9 protein-coding genes are annotated in these 18,878 nt (G+C 52.1%); 6 read left to right on the plus strand and 3 right to left on the minus strand.

All coding sequences use genetic code 11. From position 1 onward, the window contains the following. The first annotated feature begins 501 nt into the window (after positions 1–501). The 3 genes from TERTU_RS15515 to TERTU_RS15525 all read left to right on the plus strand — a co-directional run bounded on the left by TERTU_RS15515 (position 502) and on the right by TERTU_RS15525 (position 11,574). Entirely contained in the window at positions 502–1,317 is an 816-nt protein-coding gene (locus TERTU_RS15515; RefSeq protein ID WP_015820789.1) for a sulfotransferase family protein, read from the plus strand. Positions 1,318–1,363: 46 nt separating this feature from the next. Then, positions 1,364–10,633 carry a tandem-95 repeat protein gene (locus tag TERTU_RS15520; RefSeq protein ID WP_015818704.1) on the plus strand — a complete coding sequence of 3,090 codons (9,270 nt, stop codon included), beginning with the start codon at positions 1,364–1,366 and terminating at the stop codon, positions 10,631–10,633. Between the two features lie 431 nt (positions 10,634–11,064). Next, positions 11,065–11,574 carry a DUF6653 family protein gene (locus tag TERTU_RS15525; protein WP_015818094.1) on the plus strand — a complete coding sequence of 170 codons (510 nt, stop codon included), beginning with the start codon at positions 11,065–11,067 and terminating at the stop codon, positions 11,572–11,574. A 141-nt stretch (positions 11,575–11,715) separates the two neighbouring features. Here TERTU_RS15525 and TERTU_RS15530 read toward each other — a convergent pair whose 3' ends face one another. Next, positions 11,716–12,591 carry a transglutaminase family protein gene (locus TERTU_RS15530; RefSeq protein ID WP_015820096.1) on the minus strand — a complete coding sequence of 292 codons (876 nt, stop codon included), beginning with the start codon at positions 12,589–12,591 and terminating at the stop codon, positions 11,716–11,718. 270 nt (positions 12,592–12,861) lie between these two features. Between TERTU_RS15530 and TERTU_RS15535 the strand changes: the two genes are divergently transcribed. Next, positions 12,862–13,593, plus strand: coding sequence for a MauE/DoxX family redox-associated membrane protein (locus tag TERTU_RS15535; RefSeq protein WP_018014271.1), 732 nt, complete (start codon positions 12,862–12,864; stop codon positions 13,591–13,593). Positions 13,594–13,873: 280 nt separating this feature from the next. Beyond that, positions 13,874–14,080, plus strand: coding sequence for a DUF2788 domain-containing protein (locus TERTU_RS15540; protein WP_015818620.1), 207 nt, complete (start codon positions 13,874–13,876; stop codon positions 14,078–14,080). 432 nt (positions 14,081–14,512) lie between these two features. Here the strand turns inward: TERTU_RS15540 and TERTU_RS15545 are convergent, their stop codons facing one another. Continuing rightward, the gene (locus TERTU_RS15545) at positions 14,513–14,704 is read right to left on the minus strand and encodes a hypothetical protein (protein WP_015817685.1); all 192 of its coding nucleotides are present in this window, start codon (positions 14,702–14,704) and stop codon (positions 14,513–14,515) included. A gap of 812 nt (positions 14,705–15,516) precedes the next feature. Here TERTU_RS15545 and TERTU_RS15550 point away from each other — a divergent pair. Then, positions 15,517–16,428: a helix-turn-helix domain-containing protein gene (locus TERTU_RS15550; protein ID WP_015818700.1), complete on the plus strand. Its 912-nt coding sequence runs from the start codon at positions 15,517–15,519 to the stop codon at positions 16,426–16,428. Between the two features lie 448 nt (positions 16,429–16,876). Here the strand turns inward: TERTU_RS15550 and TERTU_RS15555 are convergent, their stop codons facing one another. Beyond that, complete coding sequence (locus TERTU_RS15555; RefSeq protein WP_015817974.1) at positions 16,877–18,703, minus strand: carbohydrate esterase family 15 domain-containing protein; 1,827 nt, start codon at positions 18,701–18,703, stop codon at positions 16,877–16,879. Between the last annotated feature and the right edge of the window lie 175 nt (positions 18,704–18,878).

An 18,878-nucleotide genomic window follows, 5' to 3' on the forward strand; every position in this document is an offset into this window, starting at 1 on the left:
GCAACCCGCAGGGCTGGGTCTGTATTTCCAGGCTGATGCGTTATTTTTCGCTCGTTTAGCCCGCTAAACAACGCCAAAAATGCCTTTCATCCTGAAAATACAGGCTCCAGCAGAGCGAATTGAATTAGTGTTAACAGGCCCTAGGGAACCTGATTAACCTAACACCTTTTGACACTGCACCACCGGCAGTTACTTACAGACTGACCCGTACGTTTAAAGCTGGGCTGATAAAATTCTAAATCGAAATGTGGAAGCCGATGTTTAAGCGTGCGGGCGGCACTATTTAATGGCTCGCTCCTCCGACAAAACGCAACAAATTCGCGACAAACGCACTACCCAGGTTACCAAGATAAAAACTGTCTTCTTACTATTGAAATGAATTGGCTTATTTTTATAACCAGAGGGGCTTATTTCTAACAGTTCTGAATCCGCCTGCTAAGCTTAAAACGTGTACTACACCGCGCGTTTACGCAACGTGCCAAGAACAAGAAGGTTAGCCAGGTGTCTCAATTTCACTTCATTTCAGGTCTGCCACGATCAGGCTCGACCCTGCTCGCAGGCCTATTGCGACAAAATCCCCGATTCCACGCTGCGATGAGCAGCCCTGTCTCAAATTTAATGAATTCCATCCTGGAACAAACAGGCGCAGGCAGCGAATTTTATTCTTTTTTCAATGCTGATAAGCGCAAGCGCTTGTGTAAAAGTCTATTTGAGGCTTACTACGCCGAAGAGGAAAATCCGCCGATTATTTTTGATACCAGTCGTGCCTGGACTGCGCGTCTGCACCAACTGGTCGAACTATTCGGTGACTTTAAAGTGATTTGTTGCGTGCGTAACCCAGCTTGGATTATGGACAGTTTCGAACGTATCCATCGTAAGAATCCTTTTGATTACAGCCGCATGTTCTCCGCTGGCAATCGCGCCACTGTCTACTCGCGCTGCGAAACGCTCGCCAATTCAAACGGCGCATTGGGCGGAGCCTGGACTGCGCTGAAGGAAGCCTACTACGGCGATTTTTCCGATCGTTTACTTCTCATCGACTATCAACTGCTCACCCAGCATCCCAGCCGCACGCTGGAGCTGCTATACCAGTTTATCGGCGAAGATTTTTATCAGCACGATTTTGACAATGTGGAATACGAAGCAACCGAATTCGATCAGCAACTTGGGGTGCGCGACTTACATACGGTGCAGCGCAAAGTGGAGTTTTCGCCCAGGCGCAGCCTGTTACCGCCGGATCTGTTTAACAAATACCAGGATATGGCCTTTTGGCAGGATACGACCGGCACCGCCGCCAGCACTATCGCCCCTCGATAAGACTTATACCCTTAATATTTTTAGCGACTAAAACCTGAGCCTGTTTATGAAACATTTTCTCGCACAAGGAATTACCTCGATACTTCTCCCGTTCACCGCCTACGCGGCAACAGGCAGCTACGCCAACACCTATCAGCGCAATGCGCGGGCACAAACACCACAACAGGCAGCCTTGCTGTGGTCAAACGACAAGGCTCACTCTGTCGCTGCCCCTTATTCGCCAGAGACGTTGAACACAAACGCGCCAGTGTTAATGCACGGCAACCCGGTGCGAGAGCTGGTGATCATTGACTCTGCGGTGCAGGACAAGCAGACCTTATTCAACGGTATCGCGCCGGGAGTGGCTGTCGCAGAGATTGTTCCTGGCGAGGATGGCGTAACACAGCTCGTGGAGATTCTCGCTAAGTACCAACACTTGGACGCAGTACATCTTTTCAGCCACGGCAACAGCGGCAATTTACAGCTTGCGGGTCGGCAAATTCCAGCGACAGAACTGCGCGAAAAAACTGAATTATTCGCAACGTTGGAAAATGCGGTAAGTCCAGGTGGAGACTTTTTGTTGTACGGCTGTAATTTTGCTGCGAACGCAGAGGGTGAGGATTTTCTCGACCTGGTGAGTCATACAACGGGTCTGGACACTGCAGCTTCCGCAGACCTCACCGGCAACACGGCGAATGACGGTGACTGGGACCTTGAAATAGCCCGCGGAGACATTACCGCGAAAACGCCTTTCAGTGAGCAGGCGCTGCGAGATTTCTCCGGCGTGCTGGCTCCACAAACATACACAGCGCAGCAGCTGTATAACGACAACACACCATCGAGTTACTACTACCAGACAGTGATATCAACGGGCGATGGTTATTTTGATGCTACCAACCTCGGCGGCAGAGTCTCAGCCGTGGACGGTGGTGGCAGTTACGGATACCTCTATGCATCGACAGGCTCCGGGCTCTACGGTAAAACCCTACAAATTGCCGCCGACGGTACCAATGTAGGTACCTTCGAACTCAATACCTTACAGCTTTCCGTGGGTGAATTGGGCTGCACCGCATCGGACATTTCGGTAAACGTCACTATTGAAGGTTATTACCCCAACAACTCTTCAGCCGGGACCCAGAATGTAACCGTGGCAACGCCTACCACCTTTTGCGGCTACGGGGACGTGGATACCGTCGATGTTTCCTCAACCTTTGGCGCGGGCAAGGCGTTATCGCGGTTTGTGGTTAAGTATCAGGGCACAGCCCCCAACAACCGCTATTTCCTTATCGCCTCGTTCACCGTCGATAACCTGCAAGCCCCTGACGCAACTGCACCGACGCTAACCGCTGTCACCGGGGTACCCTCGCCCACAACGGACTCGACGCCAGACTACACCTTCAGCACGGATGAAGCGGGAACCCTGACTGTCGGCGGTTCTTGCGGCAGCTCTGACGAAGGGGCAATAAGCTCCGGGTCCAACACTATTACCTTGACCCAAACCGACAACAGCACCCCCTTGGCAGATGGCACTTACAGCGACTGCACGGTCACGGTTCAGGATTCTTACGGCAACAGCAGTACTCCGCTGGCCATCAACTCTTTTACAGTCGATGCGAGTGCGCCGGTGTTGAGCGAGGTGACACCAGTCGTCAGCCCAACCAACGACGCCACGCCCAACGTGACCTTTTCGACGAACGAAGCAGGCACCCTCTCCGTCGGCGGTTTATGCGGCACCAGTACATCGACAACGATCAGCGCCACGGGCAATCATACAATTACGCTAACACAAGCGGATAACAGCACACCGCTAACCGATTCGACCTACACGAACTGCACGCTAACAGTGACAGATAGCGCAGGTAACGCCAGCAGTCCGTTGGCACTCAGCACGTTTATTGTTGATACCACTGCACCCGCCAACCCTTCCACGCCAGATATGCAGGCTGGCAGTGACAGCGGCAGCTCGAACACCGATAACACCACAGCCGATACCACACCGAGCTTCACGGGTACCAGCGAGGCCAGCGCAACAATCACTCTGTCTTCCAACGTAGATGGCATTGTTGGGAGTACAACCGCGGATGGCAGCGGCAATTGGACGGTGACCGCGTCAACGCTCAGCGCCGGTGCGCATCAGATTTCCGCGACGGCAACTGATCAGGCGACAAATACTTCCGGTTCCTCAACCAGTTTAAGCATCCTTATCGACACCCTCGCGCCATCAGCGCCATCCACCGCGGATCTCGCCGCTGCGAGCGATCTCGGCACCTCGAGTTCGGACGATCTGACGTCGAACACAACACCACAATTCACCGGCACCGCTGAAGCAAACGGGCTGCTGAGCCTGCAGTCGTCTCTGGATGGCAGTATTGGCTCGGCAACCGTTGACGGCAGCGGCAACTGGACGGTTACCGCATCAACCCTGTCTCAAGGGGCGCACACAATAACCAGCACCGTGACAGATATTGCAGGCAATACATCGGCGGCATCGGCAGGTTTGAGTGTCACTATCGATACCACCGCACCGGCTGTTACTTCGGTGTCCGTGCCAGTCAACAATACCTATGGCTTGAGCGACACGCTTAGCTTCGTGGTTAATCTGGACGACACGGTTGTGGTCAACACCTCAGGCGGCACGCCGCGGCTGGCAATGACCATTGGCGCAGCTACACGTTACGCCAGCTATGTTTCCGGCTCGGGTACCTCGTCACTGGTTTTTTCTTACTCTGTTGAGTCTGGCCTTAACGACAGCGATGGCATTTCCTTAAATGGTTCGCTGGACTTGAACAGCGGCGCCATAACCGACAGCGCGGGCAACAGTATCAGCACCACGCTCGCCAGTGTAGGCAGCTTGACTTCGGTGCTGGTCGACACCCTAGCACCCTCGCTCACGGAGTTTACTGCCGTGGCGAGTGCCACCAATGCAACAACGCCAAGTGTGGTGGTCAATGTTTCGGAAGACGGAACCCTCGCGTTTTCCGGCAGTTGTGGCAGCCTGGATGCGGGCAGTGTGAGCGCGGGCAATGTCAGCTTGCGGCTCACCCAGCCGGATAACACCACCAGCCTCACTGAAGGCACTTATAGCGATTGTGCAATTACGGCTACCGACGCGGGGGGCAATACCAGCCCGCCGCTATCGTTGAGCAGCTTTACAGTTGATCGAACCTCGCCAACGCTCACAGAATTCACGGCAGTAACAACACTTGGCAACGACAGCTCACCAGCGTTCGTAGTCGCGGCGTCCGAAGTCGGCAGCCTCGCGATCGGTGGGAGTTGTGGCCTGGGCAGCAGTCCAGCTATGAGTGTAGGCAACAACAGTGTCACGCTGCTCAATTCATCCGCGTCCGCCGATTTAGCGGACGGTACCTACAGCGATTGTACGGCAGTACTCACCGACGCCGCAGGCAATGCCAGCAGCCCGCTGAGTCTCAGCAGCTTCACTATCGACACCAGTGCGCCGACATTGGCCGTGGTGACCGCGGTGCCGAGTCTGGGTACGGACTCAACCCCGAGCCTCACCTTTTCCAGCTCAGAAGCGGGCACACTTGCTGTCGGCGGCAGTTGTGGCAGCAGCGACATAGGCACGATAAGTAGTGGCAACACCCCTATCACCCTCACCGCCACCAACAACAGCAGCAGTCTGAGCGATGGAACATACGCCGACTGTACTCTGACTGTGACTGATAGTGCCGGCAACAGCAGTACCCCACTGGCGCTGGCACAGTTCACCATCGACACCACACCGCCATCTATCGCCCAGGCAACCGCCGTAGCAACACCCACCAATGATGCAACACCGGATGTGGCTTTACTGTTGAGTGAAGCGGGTATTCTGGCGGTGAATGGTAGTTGTGGCAGCGCGGCGGAAGGCAGCATAGGCGCAGGTAGCCAAACCATCACGCTGACCCAGACAGACAACAGCAGCGCGCTGGCAGATGGCACCTACAGCGACTGTACCGTGAGCCTTACCGACCCGGCAGGCAACAGCAGCGCGCCCGCCGCCCTATCTGCGTTCCAGGTAGACACCCAGGCGCCTACCTTAACGGAAGCAACTGCAGTCAGCACACCCACGGCGGACACAACGCCCAGCCTGACGCTGGCGGTGAACGAAACCAGCACCCTGCAGATCACGGGCAGTTGTGCCCTCGGCAGTACTAGCGCACTGATCACCGGCAATAACAGCGTAACTCTGGCAACGCTGAGCGACGCCACCTACAGTGACTGCGTTGCTCAGGCAACCGACAGCGCCGGTAATTTAAGTACCCCGGTTACCTTGTCGAGCTTTACTATCGACAGTGCTGGCCCGGTACTGGCCGAAACCAGCGCCGTAAACACTCCGACCTCTGACAGTTCGCCCAGCGTGACCTTTACCAGCAGTGAAGCCGGTGTACTAACCATTACTGGTAACTGCGGCAGCCCCGATACTGGCTCGGTCGCCAGCGGCAGTGTGACAATTACTCTCACCCAACTCGACGGGGTAACGCCATTGGCTGATGGCAGTTACAGCAATTGTGCAGTCACTGTGACTGACAACCTCGGCAACGCGAGTACGCCACTCCTGTTAAGCAGCTTCGAGGTGGATACCGCAGCGCCAGTTGTCACCGAGTCTGCCGCTGTAACCAGCCCGAACCGCGATGCCACCCCAACGCTGAGCATCACTTTGTCAGAAGCGGGCAGCATTACTGTCGGCGGTGACTGTGGCAGTTCGGACGAGGGCCCGCTGGCCAGCGGCACTCACACCATCACCCTGACTCAACCCGACAATATCAACGCTCTTGCTGACGGTACTTACAGCAATTGCACTATTAGCGTTAGTGACGGCGCCGGAAACCTGAGCACTCAGCTCAGCTTGAGTGCGTTTACCATAGATGCAACTGCGCCAGTACTCGCCACCAATGCAGGCCTGACCCTGGATGAAGGCGCCAGTGCCCCCATTAGCGCCAGCCTGCTTTCGGCGACTGATCAGACCACTGCCGTAGCGGATATTCTGATTTCTCTGAGCAGTAGCCCTACGAATGGAAATCTGCGTCGCAACGGTGTCGCACTTAGCGCCGGTAGCAGCTTTTATCAAACGGAAATAACCCAAGGAAACATTCAATACAGCCACGACGGCGGCGAAAGCACCGGCGACAGCTTCAGCTTTACGCTGACCGATGCACTGGATAACACCAGCAGTCCACAAACGTTTGCGATCACGGTAACGCCACAGAACGACGCCCCAGACACCACAGCCGATACCGCCACAACCAATGAGGATACCCCGGTAACCGTGGACGTACTGGCCAACGATGTTGACCCGGACGATACCATTAACGCCGCCAGCGTATTGATTGTTGCGGCTGCCAGTAACGGTCAGGCAAGCGTTAATACAGCCAACGGTGATATCACCTACACACCGAACGCAGACTTTAACGGCGTGGATAGCTTCAGCTATACCGTGCAGGATACAACCGGTGACACCTCTGCCTCGACCCTGGTGTCGATCACAATTAGCGCGGTAAACGACGCACCTGTCGCTGTCGCTGACGCGGTGTCTACCGACATCAACACCCCTGTCACGATTGATGTGGCAGCGAATGATTCGGATATTGATGTGGGCGACAGTCTGGATACCGCGAGCCTGAGCGTCGTAAATGCGCCAGCGCACGGCACCGCGCAAGTTGTTAACGGCAGTATTAGCTATACGCCGACCACGGATTATCTGGGCAACGACAGCTTCACTTACACCATTGACGACACTAATGGCCTCAGTTCCAACGCGGCAACGGTCACCATAAGTGTTATCGACCCCAACAGCTCACCGAGTGCCGCAAACGACTCTGCCACCACGAATGAAGATACACCGGTAACCATCGCCGTCCTCAGCAACGATTCTGATCCAGACGGATCATTGGTCCCTGGCAGCGTCGCAATCGCCACGCCGCCAATGCACGGCACAGCGAGTGTGACCAGCAACGGCACGGTGAACTACACGCCCGCCAGCAACTACTTCGGCAGCGATAGCTTCACCTACACTGTCGCCGATGATGATGGCGCCGTATCTGCAGCAGCAACAGTTTCCATAACAGTCAACAGCGTGAACGACGCACCACAGGCCAACGACGACACTGTGCGACTGCTGGAGGATGCAAGCCTCACCATCAATGTGCTCGGTAACGACAGTGATGTGGACGGCACCCTGGCCCCTGCGACCCTGGTAATTGTGACCAACGCAGCATCCGGCATTGCCGGGGTGGACAACGGCCAAGTGGTGTACACGCCGTTGGATGACTATGTTGGCAGCGATACGTTCACGTACACCGTGGCCGATAACGCGGGCACCGTGTCCAACACGGCAACTGTAACGCTCACCGTTGACCCGGTTAACGACGCGCCTAAAGCCGCTGACGATAACTTCACTATCCTAGCCGCAAGTGCCAGCGATCTGGTGGTGCTGGAAAACGACGCCGATATCGATGGCAGCCTGGACGCCGCAAGTATTACTGTGGTGGCTGCGCCCGCTCAGGGCACGCTGACTAACAACAACGATGGCACATTGCGCTACACCCCCAGTGCGGGTATTGCGCCGCTTGATGGCGACAGCTTCAGCTACACCGTGTTGGACAACGATGGCGAAAGCTCAAACACCGCAACCGTTACCCTCACGTTTGTACCTGGCTCAACACTGGTGATTACCGGCGCTCCGGCGGAGGACATCATCGAAGGTCAGGCGTTTTCCTTCACACCTACCGTGATGGACGCTGACAGCCTGTTCACGCTCACCTTCAGTGTGCAGAACCTGCCCGCCTGGATGGCATTCGACAGCGCCACCGGAAGCTTATCCGGCACACCTACCCGCGACGACGTCGGCGCCTATGACAACATCACTCTGAGTGTGTCTGACGGCGTTAACACCAGTGTGCTCAGCGCGTTTAGTGTGGAGGTGTTCGCTGATGTCGATACGGACAACGACACCATCAGCGACTACCAGGAGCAGCTCGACGGTACCGACCCGAACGACCCGCTGGATTATCTCGACTTGACGCCGCCAGACCTGCTCGCTCCGGCAGATATTATTGTGGATGCGACCGGTCTGTTCACCCGGGTAACCCTGGCGCAGCTGCTGTCAATGGCTGCGGATGCAACCCAAGCAGAGCTCGACGAGGCGGTTGCTGCGCTGGTAACCGACAATGTGAATGGCGATGGCTGCTGCAACGCTGCTCCCCAAGGCATCACTGACGGTCGCTATCAGCTTCGCCCAGGTGTCCATGCCACCCATTGGACCGCCGAAGACTTTATGGGCAACAGCAGCCAGGTTACCCAAACTGTGTTTGTGCGACCACTGGTGAGCCTGAGTAAAGATCAGACTTCGGTTGAAGGTGCAACCGCAAGCTTTCAGGTGCTGTTGAACGGCCCGGCGATCAGCTATCCGTTTGAAGTGCCTCTAATGATCGATACCTCGTCTACAGCCACAGAGACAGATTACGAGCCAGTGCCAACCAGTGTTGTATTTAATGAGGGGCAAACCGAGGTTTCTGTCGCGATCCGCACCCTGGCAGACACCACGACTGAAAACGATGAAGTACTGCGCGTGCAATTGGATGATCGCACCAGCGCAGCTGAAGACTTGAGCGATGGCTTCGACGCAGATATTTACGATATCAACGCCGGTGCGAAAACCACATTCGCACTCACCATTGTTGAACGCAACGTGCCGCCCAAGCTGACACTTACCCTGCGTCAAGCGGGTAAACAGACCATCCAGGTAACGCCCAATGGTGGCGAAGTTACGGTCACAAGCGCCGTTGTTGACCCAAATCCAAACGATACCCACAGTATCGACTGGAGCGGCACTGACAGCCTCCTGAACGACACCAGCGCTATACCAACGGTACTGACGTTCTCCCCCGCAGACCTCGCCAGCGGCCGCTACAAGGTAAAAGCCAAAGCCACGGATAGCGCAAATGGCAGCAACACCGCCGTCCTGCACTTTGTGGTTGTGCAGAGCTTGCCCCAGCTATTGGCAACGGACGACACCGACAACGACGGTATTGACGATGAAACCGAAGGTACCGCCGACAGCGATGACGATGGCATCGCCGATTATCTCGATAACATTACTGCGACCAATGTGCTTCCCGAACGAGCGCGCCAGACCGACTCGTTCCTGATCGAGTGCGATCCCGGAGTCCGCTGCCGCCTCGGCGAATTTTCCATCCAAACGCCGAGTAGCGGTGCGCGATTGCTGGAAGATGAGCGATCTGCCCTTAACGACTTCAACGAGGACACTCACTTCAACAGCTCGGGTATTTTTGACTTTGAGCTGGCGGACCTGCCCGAAGCCGGGCGCAGCACGTCGGTGGTGATTCCGCAAATCGCGCCAATTCCCGCCAACGCGTTGTACCGTAAATTTCAAAATGGCGAGTGGCGTACCTTTATCGAGGATACCAACAACCTGTTGCACTCGACCGCAGGCACCGAGGGCTTCTGCCCTCCACCCGGTGACAGCGCCTGGCAGCCAGGGCTTACCGAAGGTCACTGGTGTGTGCAGCTCACCATTGAAGATGGTGGCCCCAACGATGCCGATGGCGAGGTGAACGGCAGCGTTTCCGATCCAGGCGCGGTGGCAACACAAAAACGCCGTACTATCAAAACTGGCGGTGGTGCCACTAGCGGTGTTTTGATGCTTCTAATTGCCCTGCTGGCGATCGGAAGACGCACACAAGTCAGCCGTAAACTGCCATTGGCCGCACTGCTGGCTGGCGGCTTGACTGGAACAGCTCCTGCCCCAGCACAAGCCTACGAACCGGAAACGTTTTTTGTGAGCGCAACCGCCCTTACGAGCGAATCACAGCACAGCGCCGGCGACTACGCGTCCACTATGACTGCCAACGGGGTGGAAACAACGGTACTGAACTACGATGCCAAGTCCAACGGCTACCACATCAATCTAGGCCACACCTTCACCCCTTTTGTTTCATCCATGTTTGGCTACTTGGATCTGGGCAAGGCAGACACAGAACTAAGCTTCCTGGACGAGGATGATGCGATTGTATCCAAGGCGTTGGAGGAGTCTTACCCTCACCTGGGCAAAGGTGTTACCACCAATGCCCGATTCCACTACGACCTGCACTCTGCATTTACAATTTATGCAGATGCAGGACTTTATTACTGGCGCTCAAAAATTCACGTTGGCCAAAGCGATATAGAAGCGGAACAGAAGGGGCTGGACCCATGGGGTGGCTTGGGAATTCAGTTAAATTATCAAGCTGTTTCGGTAAATGTGAGTTACCAATATTTTAAATTGGACGAAACCAGCGCAACAACGCTGGGAATAGGCCTCGGGTATCAGTTCTAATTGACACGAAGCGTCGTGCTTCGGCATGCACGACGCTTTACCTAAAGCCTGTTAACACCAATTCTTCCTCGCGCAAAAATTCACTTTGATTGTCATATTAAATACCAGGAAATTAGACCGCCATTAGTGCAATGCAAATGGCGGGCTTACCAATATACTAAGGTTTTTATCGAGTATTAATGAAATAAACCGTTACAGTTTTCTTTCTCCTAAGTCTTAATATAGGAACCTCTGCTTCACCTAGTAAATTCTGCACTTTCATTTATGCGTACATGTTTCGTGTGAAGCACGACCGAGTTTAATCATCTCGCCGCAACTTAAGGAATAGCCTGTGATAGGCTTTACAGGCGAAATAACCAGGCGCCCTGTTAACACGCAACTACCACTGTCAAATTTCGCAACACCGTTAGACGCAGCGATAAGGAATAATCATGACTCTGGAACGTAAAGTAGCGAACGTATTTCAATTGGATGACGAAAATTGGATGAAGCACTCCAACCCCTGGAGTGTATGGACTCGATATTCTGTTCTACCCTTTATTGTATTGGCATTTTGGAGCCGCACCTGGATCGGCTGGTGGTGTTTAATTCCAGGTTTGGCATCGTTATTCTGGATGTTTTTGAATCCTATTTTTTTCAATCGCCCCGCCTCTACGCGTAACTGGGCTTCAAAATCCGTGCTCGGTGAGAGGGTATACCTAAATCGAGACAAAATCGACATCCCAGATATTCACAAAACCCCACTGTTTTCCTTACTCAACCTGATTTCTTCAGTGGGGATGCTGTTGGCAATATGGGCCATCGTTTACTACTCCGTTTGGGGCGCAGTGCTGGGTGTTTCTCTTGCTTACATAGGCAAGAGTTGGTACCTGGACCGGATGGTCTGGCTCTATGAATCGATGAAAAACAATAACGCAGAATATAAAAGCTGGGACTACTAAAAAGCAGCGCATAAAACCCACTGTACCGCAAAGTGACGCCCTAGCGGCACACAAAAGAGTTATACACCGTTACCCAAAAAAATGCCCGGCGAAATATTAAGCTGGGCATCCACTGCCAACAAAGCTGTTCTCGTTAGCGAACTATTGAACTGCAGGCTCGTCGCTATCTAACTCTTCAACCCAAACACCCACCGTTAACTGACCAGGCGCACTACATAGGACTTCGCCAGCAATTGGCGGTACCGATTCAGGGTCCGCGGTTACTGCCACGGGAAAATGCTCAGCCCCCACAATTGAGCCAATAGTAGGATCAAATCCCTTCCACCCCGCTCCGGGAAGATAAACCTCCGCCCATGCGTGGGTGGCTCCCGGTATTTCACTCGATGACGGGGTGTGTAAATAGCCACTGACAAATCGCGCTGCACACCCCCAGAATCTTGCAGTTTCCAAAAAGAGCGTAGCAAAATCACGACATGAACCCGTTCCCAGCGTCAGGGTTTCCTCCGGGGTCTGGACACCGACGTCCTCCCTGACATTGTATTTAAATTCACTCTGAATTTTTTTGCTCAAGTGGCTGAGAAATGCGTAAGTTTCCAGGTTTTCAGCGCTGTTTAGCACGCCAGCGGCCCACTCTCTAAAACGGCGTCCAGCGTGTCCGTAAGGGATTTTGAGATAGTAATCCAAATAGGTCTGGTCTCTAGCATCATAGGTGAAAGGGAACAATTCGGCGTTTTTTGTCAAAATAAAATCCAGCGGAGCCTCGTTGTATTGCTGTACGACCACTTCGCTTTTTATTACCAGTTGCATCGCAGGCTCAGTAAATTCTGCGAAGGCTATCGAATTATCTTCCGCATCCCGGCACCAATAAAGAAGCGCCGCAGGCTGAATATCCAATTTGGAGGATTCAATACGTAGTTCGTGACTTTCTTTTGGACGCAACCGTAACTCATGGGAGCCGAACGTTGCCGCTTCATTGTAGTCGTACTGAGTTGTGTGAGTAATTTTAAAGCGCTTCATACCTGAGATGTCTCCGTGAACTGAAATAAGCACTATGGGGAACGCGGTCCGTGTAAACATTACAAAAAACTGTAACTTAAAATCCTTTTGCCGGGTCTTTTGGGCAAAATTCGATACAAAATCGGGTGGCACATCGCTTGCGTAACCTTATTTAAAGCTAGTGGAAATCCACTACAGCACGAATGCACAAGACCTGCCAATCAGCAACAAGACCGCAGGATGTAAGTGCAAAGCCATTGCCAAAAACAGAACACCCAACAGGATGCGACCATGAAATCGAAAGCTGTACTTTATCGAATGAGCACACCTGAACATATCTGTCCGTATGGACTGAAATCCCGCGCGTTGCTAAAACGTAAAGGTTTTGAACTAGAGGATCACCTGCTTAAAACCCGAGAGGCAACTGATGCGTTTAAAGCTGAGCACAACGTCGAAACTACACCCCAAACATTTATCGACGGCGAACGCATCGGAGGCTATAGCGATCTGAAAGCGTATTTCGGAGAACCCTTACCCAACGACGATGAACCCAGCTATACCCCCGTTATCGCCATCTTCGCAACTGCCTTTTTGATGGCACTGGGGCTGCAATTGAGCAACCCCGAACCTTTCACCGCAACTGGCGTTGCGCAAACATTTATCGCGTTGAGCATGTGTATTCTGGCAATACAGAAATTGCGAGATTTACGCGCTTTTTCCATGCAATTTATCACCTACGACCTGCTAGCCATGCATTGGGTGCGCTATGCTTACGTTTACGCATTTGTTGAGGCTTACGCTGGAATCGGCATGCTGGCCTCACTGCCAGCGATGCTAGTCGGCCCGCCCGCAATATTTATCGGTTTGCTGGGGGCAATCTCAGTAATTAAAGCCGTCTATATTGATGAACGAGAGCTTAAATGCGCCTGTGTGGGCGGAAATAGCCGCGTCCCCCTGGGTGCTGTATCACTAACAGAAAATCTACTAATGCTATGCATGGGCGTGTGGGTGTTCCTGCAATAATGGCACCGCAGAAAGAACGGTCCGAACTGATGGCAAATGGGTATTTCCCAATGACCATACCCAAACGTGGACGCTAAGGCCGTTTGAAAACACGGGATCAATCTGTATGATGGCGGGCTTTACGACTGGGCGAGTAGCGTCTTAAGTCGCTACTCGCCCCCAGGCCGTCTCCAGCAGCCAAGAGGCTCAGGCAGGTTTACATTTTGCGTTAGGGCCGAAATCGATCGGCCGCGCCTTCGGCGAAAATTTGTGGGCCAGGGCTAGATTCCATGAGGTAGGTATGACGTTAGAGCACTTTATAAGCGAATGGGGCCTCACTCTGGGCCTAACAGCGCTGATGGGCTTTATGGTGTTTATTATTTGGGACCTTGCCAGGCAGAGTAAAGCCGGGAAATTCGGCACTCTGATACTTTTTATTGGACTGGGCGCAGGGTTGTTTGGATTTACGGTGAAGCTTGTAATTCAGTATTTGATGGAGCACCAATAGCGGCAGTGCCGGCTTATAATTACTTCCGTGGCTAAGCCGGGAATCTACGCCCGGAATCCAAGCCCCGAAGCCCATTGTCCCCAGGAACCTTTTAGCCCTTCCCATCCAACGCTGGGTCAACCCGGACTTAAGCCAGACGACCCTTGTATTCCCGCAGCTCAACCTCCTATCATTCACCCTCACACCAATCAACCTCCCACAGTTCTACCACGCTCTGCGTTAACGGTATAGGTTTGACAGTATTTCACCAGCTCGATCAGATAAACACGGGTTACCAATGCGGTAAAGCGCGTCGGCAATAGTCTACCGATACTAAACAAGCCACTCCACTCAACAACATACGCGCGGATCTCTCACACATCCCCGACTGTCTGCCACCTAAATCTGGATCGTCTAAAGATGTCTTCGATACGCCAGCAGGGCATGCGCTCGTCAAGAAGTGAGTTCGGCCTGAGGGTGAGGAATTTCCGGTTCGAGAGGCATAACGGGGGCACAGCCAGAACGCAAAGCGCGAAAGTTTGCAAGTAAAGACCTTACTTCTGCAGGAGGCATCGATTCCAGCATGGCGGAAACCAATAAATCGACCTCGTCAGCAACTACATCATCAAAACCTCTGATTTTCATATCGTACCCTTTTTTAACATCCTGATTTCAGCAAATTCCATTTGCTCCGGATCTAGAGATTAGTTCGGATCGCTCCAGAGTCAACATATTTGGTGCATAGACATAGGCGTCCAGTTTTCGACATGGCGAACACGCCAATAAAAATTTATGCGCGCCAAAATTCTTTTATTTAAACCAAAAATATTTTTAAATTGCCAAAACTCTAACTTTTAAATAAATATACTGGTCGCCAGCACACCAAACTTCGCGAAAAGTGGTAAGAATTTCGCTGTCTGTCCATTTTTCACCAGCATTTTTACTGCCATAACGCGAATTTCAATACAATTAATTTGTAATCAAAACCGTCTATATTGCAGCTACCCATGCCTGGGTAGAGGAGCGCTTCTTCCACTCGCGAGCATTTCCTGTTTGGCGAAGGCATCTGAAACAAGTATAGACCGGAAGGTTGGATGTCTTTTGTTACAGTGAATTACCAATAAATGTTAGAGCAGCAGATTTGGCGGTATAGCAACTAAATTTGCTTGAGTTATGTTGCGACACTGCTAAAACGCGCCACATAAAAAATTGTTCACACGCAAGCATCAAGGGCGGTGAAAAGTATTAGGCCACCATGAGCAAGTGGCTAATGGTGGTTAAGCCCAAGGAGGAGGGACAAAGGCTAAGCCATCCCGAAGTATTAGTTTCCAGTGATTTAACACAAATTTAAGGCACACCAGAAAGTACTGAAAACCTTAAGTTAAGGAAGACGTAAACAATTATTCTAAGAGCACAGACCGCAGGAGCGCGCTGTCTTTTAGGAGAGGACAGGTTCAGTGACGCACCTTTTTTTTCTTAGTGGCATTTCATTGCTGCTCAAGCTACTCACATTATTACAATTCAGGAAATGTTTTCGCACATTTCCCGTGTGCATTCTCTTAATTGCATTCTCGTTTATAGCGATGAATCTCTGCGAACTCTGCTTCCAACATGTTCTTCTTGAACAAGATGGCGGCTATACGGTGGTAACGCTTTATTATGTCTTTTCCCTGCTGGGGATCTATGCTGTCCTATCCTACGCCATTCAGTTTTCACCACATTTCCAACTCTGGTGGCAGATCATCACGACCGGATTACTACTCGCCCCTCAATTATTCGTTCTTTTGACGGGTATAGGGATTACTACCATAGTTCGTTGGGACGACAGTTTTACCCAACTGTCAGGACACTACTTTTTTATAGTGCAGCTGGGATACTACCTACAGCCCTTCATTATTGTTACGGTGCTCCTTTACACCATGGCATCGACCAAAACTCATAACGTGCGGCTAAGAGTAAAATCGCTACTCGTGGCACTACTGCCCTTACTAGCTGCGGCTCCCGGTATTGTTAATCTGTTCACTTCCAGCCTACCAATCTACATTTCAGGAGTCACCTCGATACTATTTGCCATCACCTTGTGGTTCGTTTGCTTCACACACATCGCAAAAAATCAATTTTTATTAATGAGCTATATGCCATTTTCCAGGGAAAGCCGGATATTACGCTCCCTGGCAGAATCAGTCGCGCAGCCTGACAGAGGGCTTAGAAAAGTACTACAGGAGTATGAAACTCAGATACTCAACGAGACGCTCGCGAAAACAGATGGAAACATCACCCACGCGGCGAAAATACTGAAAATTGGCCGCAGTACACTTAGCCAGAAAATGAGTAAGCAGGAATGCCAGCCGCCAGAAGAACCCAGTTAGCTACTGAGTTCTTTACTGCAATTGAAGCTGGGACTGATTGAAACGATGACTCGATAAACGTTGCACCCCGTGGTAGGCGTCTTTTTATACACGTTTTCGATTTAAGCGGCTTTAGCGTGTAGTCGATTGACGTTACGACAGGCAACATACAGTGTCGCAGACAAAAAAACTAAAGGCACAGCACATAGGGTTAAAGCGACAAAATACTCCATTTCGATTTCTCCCTGAATGAGATGATTGGAGAGAACCTCTAGACGTTTTGGCGCACGATCAGCACGCCAAAACTCATAAGTGCAAACAGCTTAAGTTCGCGCGCGTATTCTAATCCTCACACAATGCGTAACCATGATCTCGGACAAACTTCCTCATAAAGAGCGCGCCAATTAATAAAAAGGCCGATCACTCTTCAGAGTGACCGGCCTTTTGAGATACCCAATTCAGCTAACGATTAATCCGCCAGCGTCGGGGTCGTCCAATCGATCCAGCTAGACAGGTCGCCGGTTTTATTGGTGTGTGGATTCATTTCTCCAGGTACATCACCAGTGTGCAGCAGGAACTTCGCAAAATTGTCGCGTAAGGGCTGCTCGAACTCAGGGCGAGCGGAGCAGTGACCGCCATCAGCAACATTGGACTGATACGAAATATTGGCTTCTGCACCCAGCGCTTTATAAATTTCAGCACCGCCCAACGCTGCCACGTGCGCAGACAGTGGCCCAAGGTTGTCGATATGCGGGTTATCCAGAATCAACAAGCCGCGAGGAGCGACCATACCAACGACTTCATGAGTATCGATCGGCAATTTCTTCACCTTGGTGTTGGTGGCGAAATCTTTGAAAGCATCGCCCATCCAGTATTGCTCGCCATAGATGCTACCTGGAGATTGAGCACCTTCACCAGGAAGACCACGCATAATTGGCACGCCGCCAGAACCGGATTCAAATGGAATCGTTAAGTCGATACGCTGATCGAAAGCACCCGCAATGAAGGCGCCTTTACCAAATCGTGAACAGCCCGTAACCGCAGTATCGGCTGCACGCAAAATCGAACCATCCGACGCTTCGATCACATCGATCAAACGGCTGACCCCCCAACCCCAAGCAACCAGCAGGCCGGTTTCGCTGTCAGAACCGTAAATATCGTAAAACGCGCCTTTCTTGCTCGCTCTGCTACCACCACCAAAGCTCTCTGCACCAACATCGTAGGGGTTGTATTTAACTACCGCCACGCCTTCAGCTTTTGCGAGATCTGCGTGCGCAAAGCTGGAGTACATAAACAACACAGGAAAAGGACCGTCGCCATCCGGGAGATCAACTTCAGCAGTGAATGACGTCATCTTTCCGCCGTTCTCAACGTTGACGGTAATCGTATCAGAGGTGACCGAACCGGTGACTTTTTCCGGCTTAGGCGGCTTAAAGCCATACATATAGGCTTCCGCTTCACGCTGTATTTCCTGACGGCGGCAGCGCCACTCGGATTTAGCCGTCATGCGATTACCATCCAGCTTGGTGAAAGGATCTGGCAAGTTCGGGTTGACGGCCAAATCTTCAACAGCGACTAAACCACTAACATCACAGTCAGACCCCATATTTTCAGGTGTGGCAGCTGTTGGGTCGGGTAAAGTTGGGGGTTCCGGGACTGTCGGAGGCGGCTCCACGAACTCACCATCAGTTGAGTAAATCGCAATACCGGAAAGGGTTGCGTTTTCCACAATCGATTCGACTGAAACAGTGAGGAATCCATCGGAGACTGCCACATCATCAATGGTCAGCTCATCGGCGGCAAATGCACCGACTTCAGCAACCGGGTCATAGTTACTGGCGACAGTGTTACCCTCCACTGTTACATTAAATACACGGCCACCTACTTGGTCCTGGTAGCTTTCAGCCACGTAGAGAACGACATTGTAAGACGCATCAGTAACGGGAATCTCGTAGGAATAGGTACCATAGCGCTCCGACTGATAAACCCCATTTGCTGGCGCGTTAGCTATATCTTTGCCATGCGTGTGGCCTGTACCTGCTGTAGAAAAGCGGTCTTCGTGGAAAACAATACCACTCATGGTAATTTCTTCGGCGCCCGCATTTATCGCGTAAACCAGCTCAGGAGTCGCGGGCATACCCGAAGATGAGCTCGAAGAGCTTGATGAAGAACTTGATGAACTGGAGGACGAACTCGAACTGGACCCTCCTGCAGGCGTGTCATTATCATCTGAGCCACCACAGGCGGCCAACAGGGCTACCGCGGAAAGCACAGCAAATGCTTTTATAGTTTTCATGAAAATTCCTCTATGACTGAGAAGCAAGAACAGGGCGGAAGACAGGCGTCTAAAACCCCGTGTTATTTATGTTTTTATGGTTATTCAGTGTGTCTTTTGGTACTTAACAAATCGTAACTTATTGCTTTTATTAAATTTGAATACTGGCACACATGTATACAGTGACGCAGTATTC

The organism is Teredinibacter turnerae T7901 (genome assembly GCF_000023025.1).
GTDB classification, from domain to species: Bacteria; Pseudomonadota; Gammaproteobacteria; order Pseudomonadales; family Cellvibrionaceae; genus Teredinibacter; species Teredinibacter turnerae_B.

Coding starts and splice junctions, on each gene's coding strand:
- TERTU_RS15520 (WP_015818704.1), top strand. CDS start 1,364: ATGAAACATTTTCTCGCACAAGGAATTACCTCGATACTTCTCCCGTTC.
- TERTU_RS15525 (WP_015818094.1), top strand. CDS start 11,065: ATGACTCTGGAACGTAAAGTAGCGAACGTATTTCAATTGGATGACGAA.
- TERTU_RS15530 (WP_015820096.1), bottom strand. CDS start 12,591: ATGAAGCGCTTTAAAATTACTCACACAACTCAGTACGACTACAATGAA.
- TERTU_RS15535 (WP_018014271.1), top strand. CDS start 12,862: ATGAAATCGAAAGCTGTACTTTATCGAATGAGCACACCTGAACATATC.
- TERTU_RS15540 (WP_015818620.1), top strand. CDS start 13,874: ATGACGTTAGAGCACTTTATAAGCGAATGGGGCCTCACTCTGGGCCTA.
- TERTU_RS15545 (WP_015817685.1), bottom strand. CDS start 14,704: ATGAAAATCAGAGGTTTTGATGATGTAGTTGCTGACGAGGTCGATTTA.
- TERTU_RS15555 (WP_015817974.1), bottom strand. CDS start 18,703: ATGAAAACTATAAAAGCATTTGCTGTGCTTTCCGCGGTAGCCCTGTTG.